At 71.8% G+C, this 22,842-nt stretch carries 18 protein-coding genes and 1 riboswitch; of the genes, 14 read left to right on the top strand and 4 right to left on the bottom strand.

The window, feature by feature from the left end; all coding sequences use genetic code 11:
* Positions 1–14 precede the first annotated feature (14 nt).
* Complete coding sequence (locus tag ABD286_RS03805; protein WP_344190425.1) at positions 15–932, bottom strand: sulfurtransferase; 918 nt, start codon at positions 930–932, stop codon at positions 15–17.
* Positions 933–1,026: 94 nt separating this feature from the next.
* On the opposite strand from ABD286_RS03805, the gene ABD286_RS03800 reads away from it, so the two are divergent.
* The 6 genes from ABD286_RS03800 to ABD286_RS03775 all read left to right on the top strand — a co-directional run bounded on the left by ABD286_RS03800 (position 1,027) and on the right by ABD286_RS03775 (position 7,478).
* Positions 1,027–1,740, top strand: a complete 714-nt coding sequence (locus ABD286_RS03800; protein WP_344190423.1) for an EcsC family protein — start codon at positions 1,027–1,029, stop codon at positions 1,738–1,740.
* A gap of 9 nt (positions 1,741–1,749) precedes the next feature.
* Positions 1,750–2,193, top strand: a complete 444-nt coding sequence (locus ABD286_RS03795; RefSeq protein WP_344190421.1) for a YkvA family protein — start codon at positions 1,750–1,752, stop codon at positions 2,191–2,193.
* A 197-nt stretch (positions 2,194–2,390) separates the two neighbouring features.
* Positions 2,391–3,797 (top strand): DUF4192 domain-containing protein, encoded by a 1,407-nt coding sequence (locus ABD286_RS03790; protein ID WP_344190419.1) that lies wholly within the window; start codon positions 2,391–2,393, stop codon positions 3,795–3,797.
* A gap of 96 nt (positions 3,798–3,893) precedes the next feature.
* A riboswitch (SAM riboswitch) is annotated at positions 3,894–4,004 on the top strand.
* A gap of 15 nt (positions 4,005–4,019) precedes the next feature.
* Entirely contained in the window at positions 4,020–5,156 is a 1,137-nt protein-coding gene (gene metX, locus ABD286_RS03785; protein ID WP_344190417.1) for a homoserine O-acetyltransferase MetX, read from the top strand.
* 68 nt (positions 5,157–5,224) lie between these two features.
* Positions 5,225–5,626 (top strand): universal stress protein, encoded by a 402-nt coding sequence (locus tag ABD286_RS03780; RefSeq protein WP_344190415.1) that lies wholly within the window; start codon positions 5,225–5,227, stop codon positions 5,624–5,626.
* 232 nt (positions 5,627–5,858) lie between these two features.
* Complete coding sequence (locus ABD286_RS03775; protein WP_425565309.1) at positions 5,859–7,478, top strand: RNA polymerase sigma factor; 1,620 nt, start codon at positions 5,859–5,861, stop codon at positions 7,476–7,478.
* A 90-nt stretch (positions 7,479–7,568) separates the two neighbouring features.
* On the opposite strand, the gene ABD286_RS03770 is transcribed toward ABD286_RS03775, so the two are convergent.
* The 3 genes from ABD286_RS03770 to ABD286_RS03760 are packed head-to-tail and all read right to left on the bottom strand — an operon-like array spanning position 7,569 to position 12,253.
* A complete protein-coding gene (locus ABD286_RS03770) occupies positions 7,569–9,944 on the bottom strand; it encodes a transglutaminase TgpA family protein (RefSeq protein ID WP_344190413.1) in 2,376 nt (791 codons plus the stop codon).
* Positions 9,941–11,200 (bottom strand): DUF58 domain-containing protein, encoded by a 1,260-nt coding sequence (locus ABD286_RS03765; RefSeq protein WP_344190411.1) that lies wholly within the window; start codon positions 11,198–11,200, stop codon positions 9,941–9,943. Before ABD286_RS03765 ends, ABD286_RS03770 begins: the two co-directional genes overlap by 4 nt.
* Before the next feature lie 9 nt (positions 11,201–11,209).
* Complete coding sequence (locus ABD286_RS03760; protein WP_344190409.1) at positions 11,210–12,253, bottom strand: AAA family ATPase; 1,044 nt, start codon at positions 12,251–12,253, stop codon at positions 11,210–11,212.
* Between the two features lie 443 nt (positions 12,254–12,696).
* Between ABD286_RS03760 and mraZ the strand changes: the two genes are divergently transcribed.
* The 8 genes from mraZ to murD all read left to right on the top strand — a co-directional run bounded on the left by mraZ (position 12,697) and on the right by murD (position 22,841).
* The gene (gene mraZ, locus ABD286_RS03755; protein ID WP_344190407.1) at positions 12,697–13,128 is read left to right on the top strand and encodes a division/cell wall cluster transcriptional repressor MraZ; all 432 of its coding nucleotides are present in this window, start codon (positions 12,697–12,699) and stop codon (positions 13,126–13,128) included.
* 224 nt (positions 13,129–13,352) lie between these two features.
* Positions 13,353–14,342 (top strand): 16S rRNA (cytosine(1402)-N(4))-methyltransferase RsmH, encoded by a 990-nt coding sequence (gene rsmH, locus ABD286_RS03750; RefSeq protein WP_344190405.1) that lies wholly within the window; start codon positions 13,353–13,355, stop codon positions 14,340–14,342.
* Entirely contained in the window at positions 14,339–15,019 is a 681-nt protein-coding gene (gene ftsL / locus ABD286_RS03745) for a cell division protein FtsL (RefSeq protein ID WP_344190403.1), read from the top strand. Before rsmH ends, ftsL begins: the two co-directional genes overlap by 4 nt.
* Positions 15,020–15,038: 19 nt before the next feature.
* A complete protein-coding gene (locus ABD286_RS03740; RefSeq protein WP_344190401.1) occupies positions 15,039–17,102 on the top strand; it encodes a peptidoglycan D,D-transpeptidase FtsI family protein in 2,064 nt (687 codons plus the stop codon).
* A gap of 17 nt (positions 17,103–17,119) precedes the next feature.
* The gene (locus ABD286_RS03735; RefSeq protein WP_344190399.1) at positions 17,120–18,748 is read left to right on the top strand and encodes a UDP-N-acetylmuramoyl-L-alanyl-D-glutamate--2,6-diaminopimelate ligase; all 1,629 of its coding nucleotides are present in this window, start codon (positions 17,120–17,122) and stop codon (positions 18,746–18,748) included.
* Positions 18,745–20,181, top strand: a complete 1,437-nt coding sequence (locus ABD286_RS03730; protein ID WP_344190396.1) for a UDP-N-acetylmuramoyl-tripeptide--D-alanyl-D-alanine ligase — start codon at positions 18,745–18,747, stop codon at positions 20,179–20,181. Before ABD286_RS03735 ends, ABD286_RS03730 begins: the two co-directional genes overlap by 4 nt.
* Positions 20,178–21,260: a phospho-N-acetylmuramoyl-pentapeptide-transferase gene (gene mraY, locus ABD286_RS03725; RefSeq protein WP_344190394.1), complete on the top strand. Its 1,083-nt coding sequence runs from the start codon at positions 20,178–20,180 to the stop codon at positions 21,258–21,260. The genes ABD286_RS03730 and mraY overlap by 4 nt, the downstream gene beginning before the upstream one ends.
* A gap of 51 nt (positions 21,261–21,311) precedes the next feature.
* Entirely contained in the window at positions 21,312–22,841 is a 1,530-nt protein-coding gene (murD, locus tag ABD286_RS03720) for a UDP-N-acetylmuramoyl-L-alanine--D-glutamate ligase (RefSeq protein WP_344190392.1), read from the top strand.
* Position 22,842: the final 1 nt, after the last annotated feature.

Genomic DNA, 22,842 nt, shown 5'->3' with positions numbered 1-22,842 from the left:
GTCGACGCTGTCGGTCACTTCTGGGCGCCCTGCTCGACGGGGATACGCACCGAGTTGCCCCACTCGGTCCACGAGCCGTCGTAGTTGCGGACCTGGTCGAAGCCGAGCAGGTGGGTGAGGACGAACCAGGTGTGCGAGGAGCGTTCCCCGATGCGGCAGTAGGCGATCGTCGCGTCGGTCGGGGTCAGTCCCTGCTCGGTGAGGTAGATCGCCTCGAGCTCCTCGCGGGACTTGAAGGTGCCGTCCTCGTTGGCCGCACGGGCCCACGGCACCGACCGCGCGCCGGGGATGTGTCCGCCGCGCATCGCCCCCTCCTGCGGGTAGTCGGGCATGTGCAGCAGCTCGCCGCTGAACTCACCGGGGGAGCGGACGTCGACCAGCGCGCCACCGAGGTGGGCCAGGACGTCCTCCTTGAACGCGCGGACCGGCGCGTCGTCCCGCTCGACGACCGGGTATGCCGCGTCGCCGGTGAGTGGGGACACCTGCGGCACGTCCTTGGTCATCTCCCGGCCCTCGGCCACCCACTTGGCGCGGCCACCGTCGAGGAGGCGCACGTCCTCGTGGCCGAAGAGCGTCATCACCCACAGGGCGTAGGCGGCCCACCAGTTGTTCTTGTCTCCGTAGATGACGACGGTGGTGTCGCGGCCGACCCGGCGTGCGGACATCACGGCGGCGAACTGCTCGGCGTCGACGTAGTCGCGCATCACCGGGTCGTTGAGGTCCTGGTGCCAGTCGAGCTTGAGCGAACCGGGGATGTGGCCGGTGTCGTAGAGCAGCACGTCCTCGTCGGACTCGAGGACGACGATGCCGTCGGGTCCGCCGACGGCGCCGGCCCCGACCTGCTCGGCCAGCCACTGCGTGCTGACGAGTCGTTCGGGGTGGGCGTACGCGGCGAAGGTGGACTCGGTGGACGGTGCGGTGGGGTCAGCCATGCTCCCAAGGCTAAACCTGCTGGTCGCGGAGCCGCGTGGCAGGATGGCGAGAGAGCTTCGTACCGTAGCTGACGACGACATCAGGGAGTACAGCGTGGCGTTCCTCGGGTTGGGCAAGGACGAGCCGGAGGTCAAGACCTCCGCTCTCGAGCAGGCCAGGGCCGGCAAGGAGGACTCGGGGATGCTCACGAACGCCGTGACCGGGCTTGTCGAGAACCTCCTGGACGTGGGCATCGACGGCCGCGGGCGGTTCGACTCCGCGCAGAAGGTCGCCGACGTCAAGCGTGCCGAGCGCCCGGACGCCGAGGACGCGATCGACGCAGTCGTCCGTGGTCACCTCAAGCTCGCCGCCGCCGGTGGTTTCGTCACCGGGCTCGGTGGCTTCATCACGCTCCCCGTCGCGCTGCCCGCGAACGTCGTCGAGTTCTACGTCGTGGCCACCCGCATGGTCGCCTCGATCGCGTCGCTGCGCGGGTACGACATCAAGCAGCCCGAGATCCGTTCGGCCGTCCTGCTGACCCTGGTCGGGGCCGACGCCGACGACCTGCTCCAGAAGGCCGGGGTGATGGCGACCGGTCGGCTGTCCAACCTCGCCGCCCAGCGCCTGCCCGGACCGGCGCTCATGGTCGTCAACAAGGCCGTGGGCTTCCGCCTGCTGTCGACCGCAGGGAAGAAGACGCTGACGCGGTTCGGCAAGGGCGTGCCGGTCATCGGTGGTGTCGTCGGTGCCGGTCTCGACAGCTACCTCCTCAAGCGGATCGCCGTCCACGCCCGCCACGAGTTCCCCAAGAAGACCACCGGGACCTGAGGAGCAGACATGGCCGTGAACCGCCTGGGAGCCCTGCGCTCCATCGCCACCGCACTGCGCACCGCGCTCCGTCCCGGGTCGCCGGGGCTGGGCGAGCGCTTCGTCAGCTTCCCGCGGCTGGTCAGTGCGACCCTGCGGGGGGACTACCACGGCAGCACGCGCGGTCGGTTGTTCATGATGGCCGCTGCCGTCCTGTACATCGTGTCGCCGATCGACCTCGTTCCGGAGGCGTTCCTGTCCGTCCTCGGCCTCGCCGACGACGCCGTCGTCGTGTCGTGGCTGGCGGCGGCCTTCGTCAACGAGACCGAGAGCTACCTGCGCTGGGAGCGCACCGTCCGCGGCACCGCCCATCCCACCGGCAGTGGCGGCGCAGGGTATGGCGCCGGGCCGGCTCCCGACGCCGGCTCCACCTCGCCCGGGGGCACCACCGTCCCGGGTCACGTCGTCCGCTGACCCGGGACGGCGGCCGGGCCGTCGTCACGGGCGATCCGTCGTCACAGCCGATCCGTCGTCACAGCCGATCCGTTGTCACAGCCGATCCGTCATCACAGCCGGGGCGTCGTCCACAGTCGAGTGGATCCTTAAGCGGTGTCCACAGGCTGGTGACGGCGCCCTCGGCGTGGGCGATGACGCGCGGCAGCGTGGGCGCCATGGAACCCATCCGTCTCGCCGGACCCGCTGACGTCCTGGCCGTCCTTCCCTACCAGCTCGGCTACCACCCGAGCGACTCCCTCGTCGCGATCGCGTTGCGGGACCGCCAGATCGGGCTCGTCGAGCGCATCGACCTCCCGCCTGACGCGGCCGTCCCCGAGGCGTGCGCCGCCGTCGTCCCGCCCCTGGTGCGCGAGGACCCGGACGGGGTCCTGCTCGTCGGGTACGAGTCGAGTCCGGGCGCGGCCCTGCCGCTGGCCGACGCGGTCCGCGACGACCTCGTGGCCGCGGGCGTGCAGGTCCTCGACCGGCTCGTCGTCCGTGCCGGCCGGTGGTACGCCCCGGACTGCGACACCGGCTGCTGCCCGACCGAGGGACAGATGCAGGAGGTGCCTCGTGACGCACCGGCCGTGGCCCAGTTCGTGGCCCTGGAGGTGTCGCCACTGCCCGGGCGGGAGTCCTTGGCCACCCTCGTGGCCCTGGATCCCGAGCGCGCCGGACCGGTGGCGCAGGCGCTCGCGGGGCTCGGTGCCCGGTCCGACGGGCGGGCCTTCGGGCAGCGCGCCGTCGACGTGCACCGGCTGCGGTTCCTGGCCACCTGGGCGAAGCTGCTCGACGTCACCGACTCGGCGTGCGACGACACCTGCGACGCCACGGACGGCGACGCCACGGAGCACGTCGCCAAGGACGATGTCGCCACGGACCACGTCGGTGCCGGCCAAGGCGCCATCGGCGACGACGTCCTCGGTCCGGCCGGTGCCGACCGCGCGTGGAGCGGTCAGCTGCTCACCCCGGACGAGGTGGCGCTGCTCGTGGTGAGCCTGCGCGACGTCGAGCTCCGTGACGGCATCATCGCGTGGATCTGCCCGGGCACCCTGCCGCTCGACGTCGTCTCGCCCGACCTCGCCGACGCGCTGCACAGCTGCCTGCCGCAGCCCGCCTGGGAGCCGGTCGTCGGCTCCGTCGACCCCGCCACCCGGGAGCGAGGCGCGGCGCCGGACCTCGGTGGCTCGGGACGTTGGTCGGAGCCTCGCCCGACAACCCGCTCCGCACGTCGTCGGGCGCGGGCTCGACGTGCGGGCCGACGTGACGGCTCTCGTCCCGACAGCACCGAGCAGACCGTGGTGGCCGGTCGGCGCGTGCTCGCCAGGCTGCAGACAGCGGTCCGGGCGGTGCCCGACGAGGAGGCGGCCGCGTTGCTGACCGTGCTCGCGAACCTCGCGTGGTGGCTCGGCGACGGCGCCCTCACCAGGGTCGCCCTGGACAGGGCCCTGGAGCACACACCGGGGTACCGCCTCGCGGTCCTGCTCGAGCGCATGGTCGACCTCGGGGTCCGTCCGCGCGCCGAGCGGGGTCGCCCAGCATCGTCGGGGACCAGTGCGCTGGGTGGTGGGCTCTCGGCGTGACCGGCAGGGGGCCGCCCGGTGCGGGCACCCGATCGTTCTGGTCCAGTGTCCGGACGAGCCGGACAGGCGCGGGACCGGCTCGTATGATGGGCGTCAGGTGATGAGTCCCAGCGACAAGCCCCGGCTGGCTGGGCGGCAACCCTCCTCGCGGTGGGGTGCCCCGGGTGAGGACCGGGCCGACCCAGATCTGGGCGGCAAGCGCGATGCCACAGGAGCACTCTCATGACCACCACCTCCCGACCCCCGACGACCTCCGGGGCCTGGCGCGGCGGGGACCCGGTCGGCGACCGGAAGTTCATCGGCCTCGGAGCGGTCGAGCTCGAGCGTGGCGGTGTGCTGCCCGACGTCACCCTGGCCTACGAGACCTGGGGCGAGCTCAACCCGGCGCGCGACAACGCGATCCTCGTCGAGCACGCCCTCACGGGCGACAGCCACGTGACCGGCCCGTCCGGCCCCGGGCACCCGACCCCCGGATGGTGGCACGGCCTCATCGGGCCCGGCTGCCCCCTCGACACCGACCGCTTCCACGTGGTGGCTGCCAACGTGCTCGGCGGGTGCCAGGGCAGCACGGGGCCCGCGTCGCCCGGACCGGATGGTCAGCCGTGGGGGAGTCGTTTCCCGTTCGTCACGGTCCGCGACCAGGTCCGGGTCGAAGCCCTGCTCGCCGACCGGCTGGGGATCGACCGTTGGAGCCTGGTCCTCGGCGGATCGATGGGTGGCATGCGCGCCCTCGAGTGGGCAGTGACGCACCCGGAGCGAGTGGCGTCGGCACTCGTGCTGGCCAGCACCGCGTACGCGTCCGCGGAGCAGATCGCGTGGTGCCAGGCCCAGCTCCTCGCGATCCGCAGCGACCCCCACTTCCGCGGGGGCGACTACTACGACCAGGAGACCGGGCCCGACACAGGCCTGGGGATCGCCCGGCGGATCGCCCACGTGACCTACCGCAGCGAGGTCGAGCTGCACGAACGCTTCGGGCGCTCGCCGCAGGGCGAGGAGGACCCGTTGGGCGGTCGCGGCCGTTACGCCGTGGAGTCCTACCTCGACCACCACGCCGGCAAGCTCGCAGGCCGCTTCGACGCCAACTCCTACGTCGTGCTGACCGAGGCGATGAACTCCCACGACGTGGGCCGGGGTCGTGGCGGGGTGGAGTCTGCCCTGGCCCGGGTCACCGCGGACCTCACCGTCGTCGCGGTGGACTCCGACCGGCTCTACCCGCCGCGGCTGTCCCACGAGGTGGCTGCGGGAGTGCCGGGGGCCCGCCTGCACACCGTGCACTCGGACTACGGGCACGACGGCTTCCTCATCGAGCTCGAGCAGGTGGGCGCCGTGGTGCGGCGCGTCCTCGGAGACCCTGCCTGACCGGGGGATTTCCGATAGCGTCGGGCGGGCGGTCACTGCCGCAGCTGTCGACGAACGAGGAGGTTCCCGTGGCCATCGTTGTGGGGTATGTCCCGACGAAGGAAGGGCGAGCAGCGCTACGACGCGCTGCGGACGAGGCGCTGCTGCGCAAGTCCAAGCTCATTGTCATCAACTCCAACCGTGGAGGCCGGGACTACGACAGCGACGAGGCCCAGCGGTTCGAGACCGACCTGGTGCGCGTCCAGGGAGAGCTCGAGGAGCAGGGGCTGGAGCACGAGGTGCGCCAGCTCGTCCGAGGCAACGAGCCGGCCGAGGACCTCATCGCGGTCGCCGAGGCCGAGCAGGCCGAGTTCATCGTCATCGGGCTGCGCCGCCGCACGCCGGTGGGCAAACTGATCCTGGGGTCGAACGCCCAGCGCATCCTGCTCGACGCGTCGTGCCCCGTGCTGGCCGTCAAGGCCGACGCCTGACGGCTCGAGAGCTGGCGAACAGGGCCCTGCCGGGCCCGATTTCGTGCGGGAATGCGGGATTGCGGGCCTTGTCGTTTTACAATGTCCAGAACGAGGTCGCACCGAGTCCCCAGCGGGCTCATCCGGTCCGACCTCGGCAATACTTCCGCCCCCGCAGTTGTTGTCGTAGGCATGCCCCGCCATGCCCGTGATGGCGTGCGCCGTGCCGCGATCCCGCGACGAAAGGTAGTCCGTGTCGCCTGTGTCCAAGAAGGCTGCGAGCCCCGCACCATCTCTCCCCACCGAGTTCACCCACCCAGCCCTGCAGCAGCTGCTGATGCAGGGCCGGACCAACGGCTCGGTCGACAGCGCTGCCCTGCGTGAGGCGCTGGAGAGCGCCGAGGTGCCGCCGAAGCGGATGAAGGTCGTGCTGCGTTCACTGGACGAGCAGGGCATCACCGTGACCCTGGACGCCGTGACCGCCTCCCGTGCCGTCGCTGCGACGACGACCCGTCGCACCGCCACGGCCTCGGCGAAGAAGACCGCTGCCAAGAGCACCGCCACGAAGGCTGCCGCCAAGCCGGCCGCCTCCGAGGACAAGCCGACGGCCAAGACGGCCACCAAGGCTGCCGCGAAGACGGCGACCAAGGCCGCTGCCAAGGCGACGACGACCGCGAAGGCCGCCGCTGCTGCGGCCGAGCCGGCCAAGCCCGCCGCCAAGAAGACCGCGGCTGCGAAGAAGGCTGCTGCCAAGGCAGCTGCCGGTGACGCTCCCGCCGACGGCGAGGAGACCACGGACGCCGAGCCGACCGACGTGGTCGAGTCCGAGCTCGAGGACGTCGTCATCGAGGACGAGACCGACGACAAGAAGAAGGACGGCGAGGAGGAGGAGTCCTCCTCCGGCTTCGTCCTGCGCGACGACGACGAGGACGACGCCCCGGTCCAGCAGGTCGTGACCGCCGGCGCGACCGCCGACCCGGTCAAGGACTACCTCAAGCAGATCGGCAAGGTCGCCCTCCTCAACGCCGAGCAGGAGGTCGAGCTCGCCAAGCGCATCGAGGCCGGCCTGTTCGCCGAGGAGCGCCTCAACTCCGGCGACAAGATCGACATGAAGCTCAAGCGTGAGCTCTGGTGGATCGCCCAGGACGGCAAGAAGGCGAAGAACCACCTGCTCGAGGCCAACCTGCGCCTCGTGGTCTCGCTCGCCAAGCGCTACACCGGTCGCGGCATGCTCTTCCTGGACCTCATCCAGGAAGGCAACCTCGGTCTGATTCGTGCGGTCGAGAAGTTCGACTACACCAAGGGCTACAAGTTCTCGACCTATGCGACGTGGTGGATCCGTCAGGCCATCACCCGCGCCATGGCCGACCAGGCCCGCACCATCCGCATCCCGGTGCACATGGTCGAGGTCATCAACAAGCTGGCCCGCGTGCAGCGCCAGATGCTCCAGGACCTCGGGCGCGAGCCCACCCCGGAGGAGCTCGCCAAGGAGCTCGACATGACCCCGGAGAAGGTCGTCGAGGTCCAGAAGTACGGCCGCGAGCCCATCTCCCTGCACACGCCCCTCGGTGAGGACGGTGACAGCGAGTTCGGTGACCTCATCGAGGACTCCGAGGCCGTCGTCCCTGCGGATGCCGTGAGCTTCACGCTCCTGCAGGAGCAGCTGCACTCGGTCCTCGACACGCTCTCCGAGCGTGAGGCCGGTGTGGTCTCGATGCGCTTCGGCCTGACCGACGGCCAGCCGAAGACCCTCGACGAGATCGGCAAGGTGTACGGCGTGACGCGCGAGCGGATCCGCCAGATCGAGTCCAAGACGATGAGCAAGCTGCGGCACCCGAGCCGTTCGCAGGTCCTGCGCGACTACCTGGACTGACGTACGTGGACTGACGACGACGAGAAGGGGCCGTGGACGATGTCCACGGGCCCTTCTCGTCGTCCACGCGCCATACGGGGCGACGGGTGGTCAGCCGCGGTCGGCGCGCCGCTCCTGCCAGCGGTCCCAGGGGGAGCGCAGCACGCGGACAGCGTGGTCACGACGTTCGCGCCACTCGAGGAGCCCGTCGCTCGGCCACCAGACGGCCCGCATCCGGTCCTTGCGACGGCGCACCCCCGAGACCGCCTTGACGACGTGCTCGGTGTCGGGGCGGACGTCGGCGAGCGTCGTGCCGGGCGGGGCGTAGCGCGAGCGCTCCACCCCGTCGACGACCCTGCTGAGGGCCTGCGACTGCTCACCCTCGAGGTAGGCCTCACGCTGGTAGAAGCGGCCCGCCTGTCGTGGGGTGCTCCCGCGGGGAGGTATGACGCCCAGGTCACCGAGGCGCTCGACCATCGCCTGCCACTCGATCTCGACCCTGGTGGCCTCGTCCGGGGCCTCCTTGAGCCGTCGGCGCATCCGGGCGCGAGCGGCGAGCGGCACGGCCATCGACCCCAGCGCACCGACGACCAGTCCGAGCAGCACCCACAGCAGCACCGTGCGGGTCTGCGGTCCGAGGATCGAGGTGGTGTCGTCCTGCGTGCCCGAGGTCGTCGTCGGGTCCTCGGCGCCGGGGTCGTTGGCGCCGTCGGCCCGGGTGTTGGAGGAGGCCGAGCTGCTCGAGCTGGCCGTCGACGACGGGTCGTTCGACTCAGGGGTGGTCGGTGCCAGGGAGTAGGGCGGGGCCACGGTGTTCTGGGTGCCCGACGGGGTGGGCTCGAACCGCAGCCAGCCGACCCCCTCGAAGAAGAGCTCGGGCCAGGCGTGGGCGTCGGAGGCCCGCACGGTGTACGTGCCGCGGTCGGCCGTGCCGGGCAGGAAGCCGATGGCCATCCGGGCCGGGATTCCGCTCTCGCGAGCCATCATCACCATGGCGGTCGCGAACTGGACGCAGTAGCCGACCTTGGTCCGCAGGAACAACGAGATCGCGTCGGGGCGCTCGGACTGCCCGAACTCGTTGGTCACCGTCTCGGGCAGCTCGAGGGAGTAGCTGAACCCCCCGCTGGTGCGCAGGTAGGTCTGGATCGCCCGGGCGGCCTCGATGCGGCTGGCGCCGTCGGGGACGACCTGGTCGACGAGCTCACGGACCAGGGGCTCGGACGACGGGTCCACCTGCAGCTCGGGGGGCAGCAGCGCGCCGGTGGCACCCTGCACCGGCTGGTCGAGCGTCTCGGCGGCCGGGTTGAGCGCGAGGTAGTTGAAGCTGTACGAGCTCGCGGTCCGGTTGACGCTCGCCACCGACGTCTGGCGGTCCAGGCCCCACGCGACGCCGTCGAGGTCGCCGGAGACGAGCGGCGTCGGCGCCGCGATCTGGGGTGCCTCGATGCGTGACTCGTCGACCGAGAGGCGGTAGGTCTCGCGGGGGACGTCGTCGTCGAGCTCGGCGGGAAGCTGGAGGTCGGGGCGCCGGCTGAAGCTCACGTCCGCGTCGTCGGGTCGCCACTGGTCGTTGGCGTAGTTCTCGAGCACCCCCACGCGCAGCGGCGTGAGGATCGGGGCGTTCGTCGTGTAGGTCAGCACCGGTGCCGTCGAGGGACTCTGCAGGCTGCGGGTCAGGTCGAGGGTCGACTTGAGCCCGATCTGTCCGTCGCTGAACCCGGTCGCCTCGCTGGACCGCCCGAGGCCGTCGATGAGGTACCGCGTCGGCAGGTGCGGGATGACGACGGGCAGGGCGACAGCCGTGACGAGGCCGGCGACGGCGAGCGTGCGGCCCACCGCGGCATACCCGTAGGCGCCGTCGTGGTCGTCGGAGCCGCGCCGTCCCGTGGTGCTCATCGGGGTCGTGGTGCTCCACCGGCGCAGCGACGAGATGCCCTGCCGACCGAGCATGAGCAGCCAGATGCCGCCGGCGGCGACGAAGTACATGGGGTTGAGCGAGTCGCCGGAGTTGGAGGCGGAGATGAGGAACGCCGTGAGCAGGGGGAGTCCGGCCATGGCGGGGGAGCGGCGCATCACGGCGAGGTGGTCCACGACCACCGCCGCCACGCCGATGGCCAGGCCGATGCCGAGGATGACGCCCCGGTTCGTCGGTGCGGGGGCGGCGTAGTTCTGGATGGTGAGGCGTGCCTCGTAGAGCAGGTTGTTGAAGGCCAGCACCGTGTCGAGCGAGGGCAGCCCGAACCACAGGTGGCCGCGGCCGTGCATCCACCCGGCGACCAGCACGATGGCGACGAGCTGGGCCGCGGCGACGAGGGTCTTGGACGTCGTGAGCAGCCGTGCACCGATCCCGGCGGCGACCACGACGACCACCATGACGAGGGTCGGCCGCACCCAGGTGTTGGGGGTGAACAGCGTGGTGATCGGCCAGGCGACGACGGCGGAGGCCGCCCCGGCGAGCAGGGACTCGGGGATCCGGCCGCGGCTCATGCGACACCCACTCGCTGGGTGCCACCGGAGAGGACGCCCCAGACCGAGGCGAGGTCGTCACCGGACCCCACGACGGCCACGCCCCACCCGGCGCCGCGCAGGACGGGCACGCAGGGCAGCTCAGAGCTGGTGCCCGGCCGGCGCCGGGTCGCCCCGAAGCCGTGGGGGTCGAGGACGATCGCGAGCGCGGTCCCGCCCGGCTGGCGCAGGGAGGCGACCTGGCGGGCCACCTCCTCGTCGAGCTCGGTCACCACGGCGAGCACGAGGCCACCGGAGGAGGTCGCCGGGTGCGCGGCCTGGAGCACGTCGCCGAACTGGTCCTCCGAGCCCGGCTCGGCCATCGCGAGGACGTCGAGCAACGGGTCGAGCTCCATGGCGGCCGCCGCGCGGCTGTCGTCGGCGGTCTCGTCGGTGATCAGGTGCACGGCATACCCCTGGTCGAGGAGGTGCACCGCGATCGAGGCGCACGCGGTCACGGCCCACTCGAAGGAGCCGGAGCTGCCCGAGCCGTGGTGACCGCGCGAACGCGAGTCCAGGACGACGACGGCGCGGCGACGGGCCGGGCGGTCCTCCTGGCGGACCATGAGCTCGCCGGTCTTCGCGGTCGCGGGCCAGTGGATGCGGCGCAGGTCGTCGCCGTCGCGGTAGGAGCGGATGGACACGTCGTCCTCGCCGTGGAGGGCGACCATGTGGGGTATGGCGCCCTCGGCACCGACGCCGCTGCCCGGCGGGAGACCCCCACCGAGCGGCAGGATCCGGGGCAGCACGAGCACGTCGCTCGCCCCGGAGATGGCGGCCACCCGGGTGCTCAGGCCGAACGGGTCGCGCAGCCGGACCCCGAGGGGGCCGAGGCGGTGCCGGCCACGGACGTGCGAACGCACCGTGTAGTGGACCTCCTGGCGGTCACCCCTGCGCAGACGAGGCACGACGAAGCGGGGCCGGTCGCCGAGGGCGTAGTCGAGCTGCTCCTCGGCCATGAGCAACGGGCTGGCGGCGCCGCCGGCGTTCTCGATGCCGAGGGTCACGACGGACTGCTCGTCGACCTGGATGCGCCCGGGGACGGCGGTCCGCTCGAGGGAGAAGCGCAGGTCGTGTCGGCGCATGAGCAGGCCGCTGAGGAGGGGCAGGGCCACGAGCAGGACACCGATGCGCGTCAGGTCGGTGAAGCCGAGCCCGATCCCGCACAGCACCAACGTGGTCCCCGCGGCGACGAACGCCCGTCCGCGGGTGGTGAGGAGGTCGCGAAGTCTGCGCACGCCGGCGCCTCAGCGCCCGGCAGCCGGGACCGGCACCCGCCGCATCAGGTCCTGGAGGACCTCGCCGGTGCTCCGGCGGGCGAGCTGGGTCTCGCCGGTGGGGATGACGCGGTGGGCCAGGACGTGGACGACGATCGCCTGGACGTCGTCGGGCAGCACGTGGTCGCGGCCCTCGAGCGCGGCGTGGGCGCGGGCGGCGCGCAGCATGTGCAGCGTCGCGCGAGGGGAGGCACCCAGGCGCAGCGCCGAGCTGGACCGGGTGGCCGAGGACAGGTCGACGACGTACTGCTTGATGGCGTCGCTGGTGAAGACCGAGCGCACGGCCTTGACCATGGCCGTGATCGTCGCGGCGTCCGTCACAGGGCTGAGCGTCTCCAGCGGGGAGACCTGACCGTGCGTGTCGAGCATCGCCACCTCGGCCCGCGAGGACGGGTAGCCGAGGGAGATGCGTGCCATGAAGCGGTCACGCTGGGCCTCGGGGAGGGGGTAGGTGCCCTCCATCTCGATGGGGTTCTGGGTCGCCATGACGATGAACGGCTTCGGCAGGTCGTAGGTCTGACCGTCGACGGTGACCTGGCCCTCCTCCATCGACTCGAGCAGGGCCGACTGCGTCTTGGGCGAGGCGCGGTTGATCTCGTCACCCACGACGACGTTGGCGAAGATCGCGCCGGGGCGGAACTCGAAGTCCCGCACGTCCTGGTTGAACACGCTCACGCCCGTGATGTCGCTGGGCAGCAGGTCGGGCGTGAACTGCACGCGACGGACCGAGCAGTCGATGGTCTTGGCGAGCGTCTTGGCCAGCATCGTCTTGCCGACGCCGGGCACGTCCTCGAGCAGCAGGTGACCCTCGGCGAGCAACACCGTGATCGCGGTGTGCACGACGTCGGGCTTGCCCTCGATGACGGAGTTCATCGCGCGGGCGAGGCGCCCGGCCACCTCGGTCACCTGGCTGAGGGACGCGGGGGAGCCGGCAGGCAGGGAGAGCAGGCTCTCCGACGCCGATCCCTGGGCGGACCCCTGAGGACCTGCCTGACCGCCCATGGACCCTGTCATCGAACCCTGCATCGGGCCCCCGCCCTGGTTCTCGTACCCACCCTGCACCGGCTGTCCTTCCGTCGTATCCGTGGTCGCCACGCTGCGCCCTGCGGATGGTCTCGATCTTTCCCCACATCGCTCCACCGGGACAGCAGGTATGCCGTCTCGTGACCTGTCGGGACTGGTTCGGGAACGCCCGGGGCCCCGAATCGGTGCCCTCGACGCCCTGCGTGGGTCCATCCACTGGGCATTCGGTGCGGACGAGCTCGGCGGCGGGTGGATCGAGCCGTCGTCTCAGCGAAATCTGCACCACTTTGCACCACCATGCTGACCTGCAGAAACAGCCAAACAGATGAGGAAAACACGACGAACCGGGCCCACTCGGGGGTGGGTGTGGAGTAAAGTGGGGGAAACAAGAGGGCCGTGGGGTCCTGCAGTCGAGTCAGGGGGAGGTGGTCACCGTGTTCCTCGGGACGCACAGCCCCCGCCTCGACGAGAAGGGCCGCCTCTTCCTCCCCGCGAAGTTCCGCGAGCGGATGGCCGGCGGCCTGGTCGTCACCCGCGGCCAGGAGCGCTGCCTCTACGTCTTCCCGATGCAGGAGTTCGTCCGCGTCACCGAGCAGATGCAGTCGGCGCCGACCACGAGCAAGGCCGTCCGCGACTTCACCCGCGTCTTCCTGTCCGGCGCCTCCGACGAGGTCCCGGACAAGCAGGGCCGCGTGACCATCCCCGCCAACCTGCGCGCCTATGCCGGACTGACCCGCGATTGCACCGTCATCGGTGCCGGCTCGCGCGTCGAGGTCTGGGACACCGAGGCGTGGAACACCTACCTCGAGAGCACCGAGCAGGGCTTCGCCGACCAGTCCGAGGAGGTGATCCCGGGCCTGCTGTGACTTCCACGGGCACCGGCTCCACCGGTGCCCGCGGTCCCTGCCGCCAGGTCTCCAGCCGCTCCGCTTCCCGGGACGACTTCCCCCGTCCCGGGCCGCATCCCTTGGAGCGGATGGGGACCTGACCGCAGGGCCCACCCCAGCAGGGCCGGGCCACCACCCAGGACCACCAGCACCACCCCGCACCACCAGCACCACCACCCGCACCACCGAGCAGGAGCACCGCGATGAACTCACGAGGAATGGCCGCCGACCGGCACATTCCCGTGCTCCGCGACCGCATCGTCGAGCTGCTCGCCCCGGCGCTGACCGAGCCCGGCTCGGTCTACCTCGACGGCACCCTCGGCATGGGGGGCCACGCCGAGGCGATCCTCGAGAGCTGCCCGCAGGCCCGGGTCGTCGGCATCGACCGCGACCAGGAGGCCCTGGCGCTCGCGGCCGAACGGCTCGACCGGTACGCCGACCGCACCACCTTCGTCCACGCCGTCTACGACGAGGTGCCCCGGGCGCTCGCCGAGGCCGGGGTCACCCACGTGGACGCCAGCCTCTACGACCTCGGGGTCTCCTCCCTCCAGCTCGACGAGACCGACCGCGGCTTCTCCTACAGCCAGGACGCGCCGCTGGACATGCGGATGGACCAGTCCACCGGCATCACCGCCGCCGAGGTCCTCAACACCTACTCGGCGGCCGACCTCGAGGGCATCCTGCGCGAGTTCGGCGAGGAGCGGTTCGCCAAGAAGATCGCCGGAGCGGTGGTGCGCGAGCGGGAGACCGAGCCGTTCACCACCTCCGGCCGCCTCGTCGAGCTGCTCAAGAAGTCGGTCCCTGCGGCGTCGCAGAAGAGTGGGGGACACCCGGGCAAGCGGACCTTCCAGGCGCTGCGCATCGAGGTCAACGCCGAGCTGTCCGTCTGGGCCCGGGCCCTGCCGCGCGTCATCGACGCCCTCGGGGTCGGTGGCCGCGTCGCGGTCCTGTCCTACCACTCGCTCGAGGACCGCATCACCAAGCGCGTGCTGGCGCAGGGAGCCAAGGGGAGCAGCCCCGAGGGCCTGCCCGTCGAGCTCCCCGAGCACGCGCCATACCTGCGGCTGCTCACCCGCGGCGCCGAGGAGGCGTCCGCTGACGAGCAGGCCGCCAACCCCCGATCTGCCTCGGTGCGCCTGCGCGCCGCCGAGCGCACCCGACTTTCCACCGCAACGAAGGGAACCCACCGATGAGCCAGCAGACTGCGACGGCGAGGGTCGCATCTCGGGCACCACTGCGTCGGACCGCACCGCCCCAGCCGCTCCGGGTCGTGCCCGCGGCGATCGGGCAGCCGGGCAACGGCGTGTTCGCCACCCTGTGCATGGCCCTGCTCGGGGCCGGCCTGGTCGCCCTCCTCATGCTCAACACGGCCATGGCCGAGGGGTCCTTCACCCTGCACAACCTCCAGGCCACCTCCGGTGAGCTCACCGACACCCAGGACGCGCTCACGCAGGCGATCGACGCCCAGCGCAGCCCCGCCAACCTCGCGGCGCGCGCCGCCAAGCTGGGTATGGTGCCCGCCGACTCCGCGGCGTTCCTGCGCCTCAGCGACGGCAAGGTCCTCGGCGTGGCGAGCCCGGCCAAGAAGCAGGACGGCTTTACCGTGGTCACGGCTCCGCAGGCGACGTCAGCGTCGTCCGCCGCGAAGAAGGACACCGGGCCCAAGGCCACGGTCAGCACCAAGGGGGACGTGACGACGACGACCGTGAAGGTCACCAAGCCCGACGGGTCGGTCGTCACCACGGTCACCAGTGTGGACGCGAAGACGAAGGCCACGACCAGCACGAGCACCACCACGCCGGCGAAGACCACGGCCACCCCGGCCACCCAGGCCACCACGACGCCGACTCCCGCCACCCCGCAGCCCTGACGCAGACACGAGGTACCCAGTGACGCAGACCCGAGGCACCCGCCCCGGAGCCCCGCGCCCTCGTCCTGCGCACGGTGACGCACCCCGCCGCCGCCCGGCCGAGGGAGCATCCGCGGGCAAGGAGCGGATCGCCGCAGCCAAGGCCGGTCGCCCCGCCTCCGGCGCCCCCCGCACCCGGACGTCCGCGCCGCGCCCCACCCGGACCGCCGCACCCCGCGCCACGCGCCCGACGGCTCCGCCGCGGCGCCCCACCGGTCGCCGCGTGAGCCTGGACGGCTCCAATCCCCGTCGGCGGATGCGCACGATGACCGTCGCGATCCTCTTCGTCTTCAGCATCTTCGGCGCCCAGCTGCTACGGCTCCAGGGGTTCGACGCCTCGGCCGTCTCCGCGGACGCGCAGACCAACCGCACGGCCACCGTGCCGCTCCCGGCGATGCGGGGCAGCATCGTCGACCGCAACGGCACGATCCTCGCCTCGAGCATCGAGCGGCGGACCGTCACCGTGGACCAGACGGCGGTGCCGGAGTACATCAAGACCGTGGACGGCGTCCGGACCACCGTCGGTGTCGCCGGTGCCGCCCAGGACCTCTCGCCGCTGCTCGGGATCCCGGTCGACGACCTCGTCACCAAGCTCACCGGCACCTCGCGCTACCGCGTGCTGCAGAAGAACATCACGCCGCTCAACTGGCGCAAGATCTCCGAGCTCGGCATCAACGGCATCTACTCCGAGGCCACCTCGGACCGCAACTACCCGACGTCGACCGCGGCCGCCTCGCTCGTCGGCTTCGTGCAGTCCGACGGGTCCGCCGGCGGTGGGCTCGAGGTCCTGATGGACAAGACCCTCAAGGGCAAGGCCGGCCGGACCATCTTCGAGCAGTCCCAGGACGGCCGGGCCATCCCGAACGCCCGCCAGGAGACGATCTCGCCGGTCCCCGGCAAGGACGTCAAGCTCACCATCGACTCCGACCTGCAGTGGTTCGCCCAGAACGCCGTGGCGCAGAAGGTCATCGAGACCAAGGCCCTGTCCGGTTCGGTCGTCGTGCAGAGCGCCAAGACCGGCGAGCTGCTCGCCGTCGCGTCCTACCCGACCTTCGACCCCAACCAGCCCGGCCAGGCCACCGAGAACTGGACCAACAGCGCGTTCAACGACGTCTACGAGCCCGGCTCGACCGGCAAGGTCATCACCGCCGCGGCGGCCCTCGAGGAGAAGGTCGTCACCCCGTCCGAGGTCGTCGAGGTCCCCAACCGCATCCGCCGCTCCGGGACCGAGTTCAAGGACAGCCACGACCACCCGACGGAGTACCTCACCTTCGCCGGCGTGCTCGCCCAGTCGAGCAACATCGGCACCATCCTCGCCGGGGAGAAGGTCAAGGCCTCGACGATGTACGACTACTTCAAGCGGTTCGGGCTCGGCTCGACCTCCGGCATGGGCTTCCCCGGTGAGGGGCCCGGCCTCCTGACCGACTACCGGGACTGGAGCGGCTCCCAGCGGTACACCGTGCTCTTCGGGCAGGGCCTGTCCGTCAACGCCCTCCAGGCCGCGGGGGTCTTCCAGACGATCGCCAACGACGGTGTGCGCGTGCCGCCGCGGATCGTCTCCGCCACCAGTGACGGCCACGGCAACTACACCCCGGTGGAGAAGGCCAAGGGCGTGGAGGTCGTCTCCCCGGAGACGGCCAAGAAGGTGCGCGACATGCTCGAGGGCGTCGTCGGCAAGGAGGGCACCGCCCCCGAGGCGAAGATCCCTGGCTACCGCGTCGCCGGCAAGACCGGCACGGCCGACCGCTACGACGCGAAGGTGGGCGGCTACTCGGGCAAGACGTCGAGCTTCATCGGCTTCGCGCCCGCCGACGACCCCGAGATCGTCGTCGCGGTGACGCTCCAGCGCCCGATCAAGGGCTACTTCGGTGGCGTCGTCGCCGGACCGGTGTTCAAGGACGTCATGACCTACGCCCTCCAGGAGCTCCAGATCCCGCCGACCGGCACCAGGTCGCCGGTCGTCAAGGTCAAGGCCGACGAGACCCCTGACCCGTCCGACCCGACGATCCTGCGGGACAAGGCGTCGGCCGCATCCCGTCCCTGACGGTAGGCTCGTTGCCCGTGCCATCCCCCCGACCGGCGTCCCTGCACGCCACCCCGATCTCTGCCTTGGCCACCCTCGTGGGCGGCACCGTCCGGGGTGAGGACGTCCTGGTGAGCGGGGTCACCCTGGCCTCCCAGGACGTCGTGCCGGGAGACCTCTACGCCGCCCTCCCGGGGGCCAACGCCCACGGTGCCCGGTATGCCGCCGCCGCGCTGGAGGCGGGCGCCGTCGCCGTCCTGACGGACTCCGATGGCCTCGACCTCCTGGTCGCCGACGGGGTCACCGCGCCGACCGTCGTCGTCGAGGGCCCGCGCAGCGTCGTCGGTCCCGTGGCCCGCACCCTCTACGGCACCTCCGAGCTCGGCCTGCGGCTGTTCGGCGTGACGGGCACCAACGGCAAGACCACCACGGCCTATCTCATGGACTCGGCGCTGACCGCGCTCGGCCAGACCACGGGGCTGATCGGCACCGTCGAGACCCGCATCGGGGACGAGCGGCTGCGCAGCCTGCGCACCACGCCCGAGGCGACGGTCCTGCACGCGCTGCTCGCCGTCATGCAGGAACGCGGCGTCGACTCCTGCGTCATGGAGGTCTCCAGCCACGCGTTGACCCAGCACCGGGTCGACGGCGTCGTCTACGACGTGGCGCTGTTCACCAACCTGTCGCAGGACCACCTCGACTTCCACCCGACGATGCGCGACTACTTCCTCGCCAAGGCCTCGCTGTTCACGCCGCAACGATCACGTCGCGGGATCGTCTGCGTCGACGACGAGTGGGGCCGCGAGCTCGCGACCATCGCCGGCGTCCCGGTCACGACGATGACCTCGCTGGCCGACGTGGAGGCCGACTGGCACCTCGTGGCCGAGGCCGCGCCCCCGGCTGGCGGCTCAGACGATGCGTCGGACGGTGCGTCGGGCGGTGCCTCGAACCACGACCCGGCCGACTTCACGCTCTCCGACGGGTCCACCACCCTGCGGCTGCGCTCGGCGCTGCCCGGCGACTTCAACCGCGTCAACACCGCCATGGCGGCCCTGGCCCTGCTCGCCTCGGGCCTCGACGCGCCGACGGTCGAGCGGGCCCTGCGCAGCGACCCCCACGTGCCCGGACGGATGGAGAAGGTGTCCCTCGACCCGGCCACCGACGGAGGCGAGCATCCCTCGCTGCCGCTCGTCGTCGTGGACTACGCCCACACCGCCGACGCCGTGGCTGCCGCCCTCAAGGCGCTGCGACCGCAGACGACCGGGGCCCTCGTCGTCGTCCTCGGCGCGGGCGGTGACCGCGACCGGGGCAAGCGCGCCGCCATGGGGCGGGCCGCGGCTCTGGGCGCGGACGTCGTGGTCGTCACCGACGACAACCCGCGCTCCGAGGACCCCTCGGTGATCCGCGAGGCCGTGCTGGCCGGGGCGCGCGACGCCGCCGGTGAGGGCGGCACCACGGATCTGCACGACGTCGACGGCCGGGCCGCCGCCATCGACACCGCCGTCCGCGTGGCCCACGAACGCGGCCCCGGCAGCGTTGTCGCCGTCGTGGGCAAGGGCCACGAGACCGGCCAGGACGTGGCCGGCACCATCCACCCCTTCGACGACCGCGAGGAGGTGGCCCGCGCCCTGCGCGCGGTCGCCACCGGCACGAGAGGTTCGCTGTGATCCCGTTGTCCCTGGCGGAGATCGCCACCATCACCGGTGGGCGGCTCCACGGCACGACCGACGCCGAGGCGGCTCGACTGGTCGTCGACGGCCCCGTCGTCACCGACTCCCGCGAGGCGGGGCCCGGTGGCCTCTACATCGCCCGCGTCGGCGAGCAGATGGACGGCCACCAGTTCGTCGCCTCCGCCGCTGCCCTCGGCGCCGTGGCGGCGATGACCACGCGCGAGGTGCCCGAGCTGCCCTGTGTCGTCGTCGAGGACATCCAGGCGGGGCTGGCCTCGCTCGCCCGGGCCGTCGTCGACCGCCACCCCGACCTCACCGTCATCGGCATCACCGGCTCGTCCGGCAAGACGTCCACCAAGGACCTCCTGGCGAGCGTGCTGTCGTCCGCGGCGCCGACGGTCGCCCCCGTGGGGTCGCTCAACTCCGAGGTCGGCGTGCCGCTCACGGTCTTCCGGGTCACCCCGGACACCCGCTTCCTCGTCGTGGAGATGGGTGCCCGCGGCGTCGGGCACATCGAGTACCTCACGACGATCGCCCCACCGCGGATCGGTGTCGAGCTCAACGTCGGCACCGCCCACGTGGGGGAGTTCGGCTCCCGCGAGGCGATCGGCGTCGCCAAGGCCGAGCTCGTCGCAGCACTGCCCGCCGCCGGACTCGCGGTCCTCAACGCCGACGACACGGTCGTCCGGGCGATGGCCGCCCGCACCCCTGCCCGGACCGTGCTGGTCGGCACCGCCCCCGACGCCGCCGTGCGCGCCGCGGACATCGTCCTCGACGCCACCGGGCGACCGACCTTCCACCTGTTCACCCCGGCGGGGGAGGCCGAGGTGAGCCTGCCGCTGCACGGCGAGCACCACGTCGGCAACGCCCTGGCCGTCGTCGCCGTCGCCCTCGAGTGCGGCCTGGCCCTCGACGCGGTCGTCTCGGCACTGGCGTCGGCCACCCCCGCCTCGCGCTGGCGGATGGAGGTCGTCGAGCGGACCGACGGGGTCACCGTCGTCAACGACGCCTACAACGCCAACCCCGACTCGATGCGGGCTGCGCTCAAGGCCTTGGCCGCCATGGGCCGAGACGCCGACGGGAACGAGCGTCGGACCTGGGCCGTGCTCGGCTCGATGCTCGAGCTCGGTGGGGAGTCGACGACCGAGCACGACGCCATCGGCCGCCTCGCGGTGCGGCTCAACATCTCCCGCCTCGTCGTGGTCGGTGACGTCGCCCGGCCGATGGCCAGCGGCGCCCAGCACGAGGGGTCGTGGGGCGACGAGGCGGTCTGGGTGCCCGACGCCGATGCGGCCCAGGCCCTGCTGGAGGAGAATCTGCGCCCCGGTGACGTCGTGTTGTTCAAGTCGAGCCGCGATGCCGGACTACGGTGGCTCGGGGAGACGATCGCCGCGCAAGGCGGCCCCGACAGCGAGGAGGACGCGACGTGAAGGCGGTCCTGATCGCTGCCGTCGTGTCCCTCGTGGGCGCCCTGTTCGGCACGCCGATGTTCATCAAGTACCTCGTCAAGCAGGGCTACGGCCAGTTCATCCGCGACGACGGCCCCACCTCGCACCACACCAAGCGCGGCACGCCCACGATGGGTGGTGCGGTGATCATCGGCTCGGCCCTGGCCGCATACGCGGTCGCGCACATCGCGACCGGCACCCCGGTGACGTGGAGCGGCGTGCTCGTCCTCTTCCTCATGGCGGGGCTGGGGCTGGTCGGGTTCCTCGACGACTACATCAAGATCTCCAAGCAGCGCAGCCTCGGGCTGCGCTCGCGCGAGAAGCTCGCCGGCCAGACTCTCGTCGCGGTGATCTTCGCGGTGCTGGCGCTGCAGTTCCCCAACAGCAAGCACCGCACCCCGGCGTCGACGTACATCTCGTTCGTCCGTGACACCCCGGTCAACCTCGCGTTCGCGGGGACGCTGGTCGGGATGATCTTGTTCGTCATCTGGGCCAACATCATGATCGCGGGCACGTCCAACGGCGTGAACCTCACCGACGGCCTCGACGGCCTCGCGACCGGCGCGTCGGTGATGGTCTTCGCGGCGTACGTCCTCATCGGCATCTGGCAGGGCAACCAGAACTGCCAGATCACGCCGGGACTGAAGTGCTACGAGGTCCGCGACTCCCGTGACCTGGCGGTGGTGGCGGCAGCCTGCATGGGCGCCTGCTTCGGGTTCCTGTGGTGGAACGCCTCACCCGCCAAGATCTTCATGGGTGACACCGGCTCGCTGGCCCTCGGCGGCGCGCTCGCCGGCCTGGCCATCACGACGCGCACCGAGCTGCTCATCATCATCCTCGGTGGCCTGTTCGTGACGATCACCCTCTCGGTGATCATCCAGGTCGGGTCGTTCAAGATGACCGGCAAACGGGTGTTCCGGATGGCGCCGTTGCAGCACCACTTCGAGCTCCTCGGGTGGAACGAGGTCACCATCGTCATCCGGTTCTGGATCATCGCCGGACTCTTCGTCGCCCTCGGCCTCGGCCTCTTCTACGCCGAGTGGGTCGTCGGCGCGCAGTAGCCCGGCACCACCGCAGCAGCAGACAGCACCAGCAGTGAGGAAGCACCAGCAGTGAGCAGCACACCGGTCGGCGGACGACTCGACGGACTCACGAACGGCAGCGCCGACTGGAGCGGCCTGCGGGTCGTGGTCGCGGGCCTGGGGGTGAGCGGGTTCGCCGCCGCCGACGCGCTCCACGAGCGCGGAGCCCACGTCGTCGCGGTCGACGGCGGCGACCCGGACGTGAACGGGCCGCTCGGGGAGCGGGCCCGCATCCTCGACATCCTCGGCGCCGACGTCCGTCTCGGGCCCGAGCACGTGGCCGGGATGCCGCAGGGCTTCGCCGCCGACCTCGTCATCACCTCCCCGGGGTGGCGACCCGACCAGCCCCTCCTCGTCGAGGCCGCCGCGGCCGGCGTCCCGGTGTGGGGCGAGGTCGAGCTCGCGTGGCGGATGCGGGCCGCCGTCGGCCCGGCGCCGTGGCTGACGATCACCGGCACGAACGGCAAGACGACCACCGTGACCATGCTCGCCCACATGCTGCGGGCGGCCGGGCTGCGGGCGACGGCGGCCGGCAACGTCGGGACCCCGATCCTCGAGGCGGTGCTCCACCCCGAGCCCTACGACGTCATCGCCGTCGAGCTCTCGAGCTACCAGCTGCACTGGTCGGACTCGATCGCCCCCCACGCGTCCGTCTGCCTCAACGTCGCCCCGGACCACGTCGACTGGCACGGCTCCTTCGAGGAGTACGCCCGGGCCAAGGGCAAGGTCTACGCCAACACCAAGGTCGCCTGCGTCTACAACGTCCAGGACGGCGCCACCGAGCAGCTGGTCATGGACGCAGAGGTCCAGGAGGGCTGCCGCGCCATCGGTTTCACCCTCGGCATGCCCGGCCCCTCGATGGTCGGCGTCGTGGACGACATCCTGGCCGACCGGGCGTTCGTCGAGCAGCGCAAGACGTCTGCGGCCGAGCTCGCGACCCTGGACGACGTCCGAGGGGCCGCGCCCAGCCTCGCGCCGCACAACCTCGCCAACGCCCTGGCCGCCGCGGCGCTGGCCCGCGCCTACGGCGTCCCGCCCGTCGCGGTCCGCGACGGCCTGCGGGCGTTCCGCCCCGAGCCGCACCGCATCGCCGACGTCGCCGAGGTCGACGGGGTGCGCTGGGTCGACGACTCCAAGGCGACCAACCCGCACGCCGCGCTGGCGTCCCTGCTCTCCTTCGAGCACGTCGTCTGGGTCGCGGGCGGGCTGCTCAAGGGCGCCGACGTGGACGAGCTCGTCCGTGAGGCGGCACCGCGTCTACGGGCGGTCGTCCTCATCGGGGTCGACCGTTCGGCCATCGCTGAGGCGCTGGCCCGACACGCGCCGGATGTCCCCGTGGTCGACGTACCGAGCACGGACACTGGAGCCATGGATGTCGTCGTCGAGCACGCCGCCGGCCTCGCCCGGCCGGGTGACGTCGTGCTGCTCGCACCGGCGGCGGCCTCGATGGACATGTTCACCGACTACGGCGCACGCGGTGACGCCTTCGCCGCCGCGGTCGCCCGGCACGCCGGCGGGGGCACCGGTCCCACCGCTCCGTCCGACCAGCAGGGGGAGTAGG

The organism is Pedococcus aerophilus (assembly GCF_039532215.1).
Classification (GTDB): domain Bacteria; phylum Actinomycetota; class Actinomycetes; order Actinomycetales; family Dermatophilaceae; genus Pedococcus; species Pedococcus aerophilus.
Note: the sequence above shows the minus strand (reverse complement) of the source record. Positions and strands in the feature narration are given on the sequence as shown.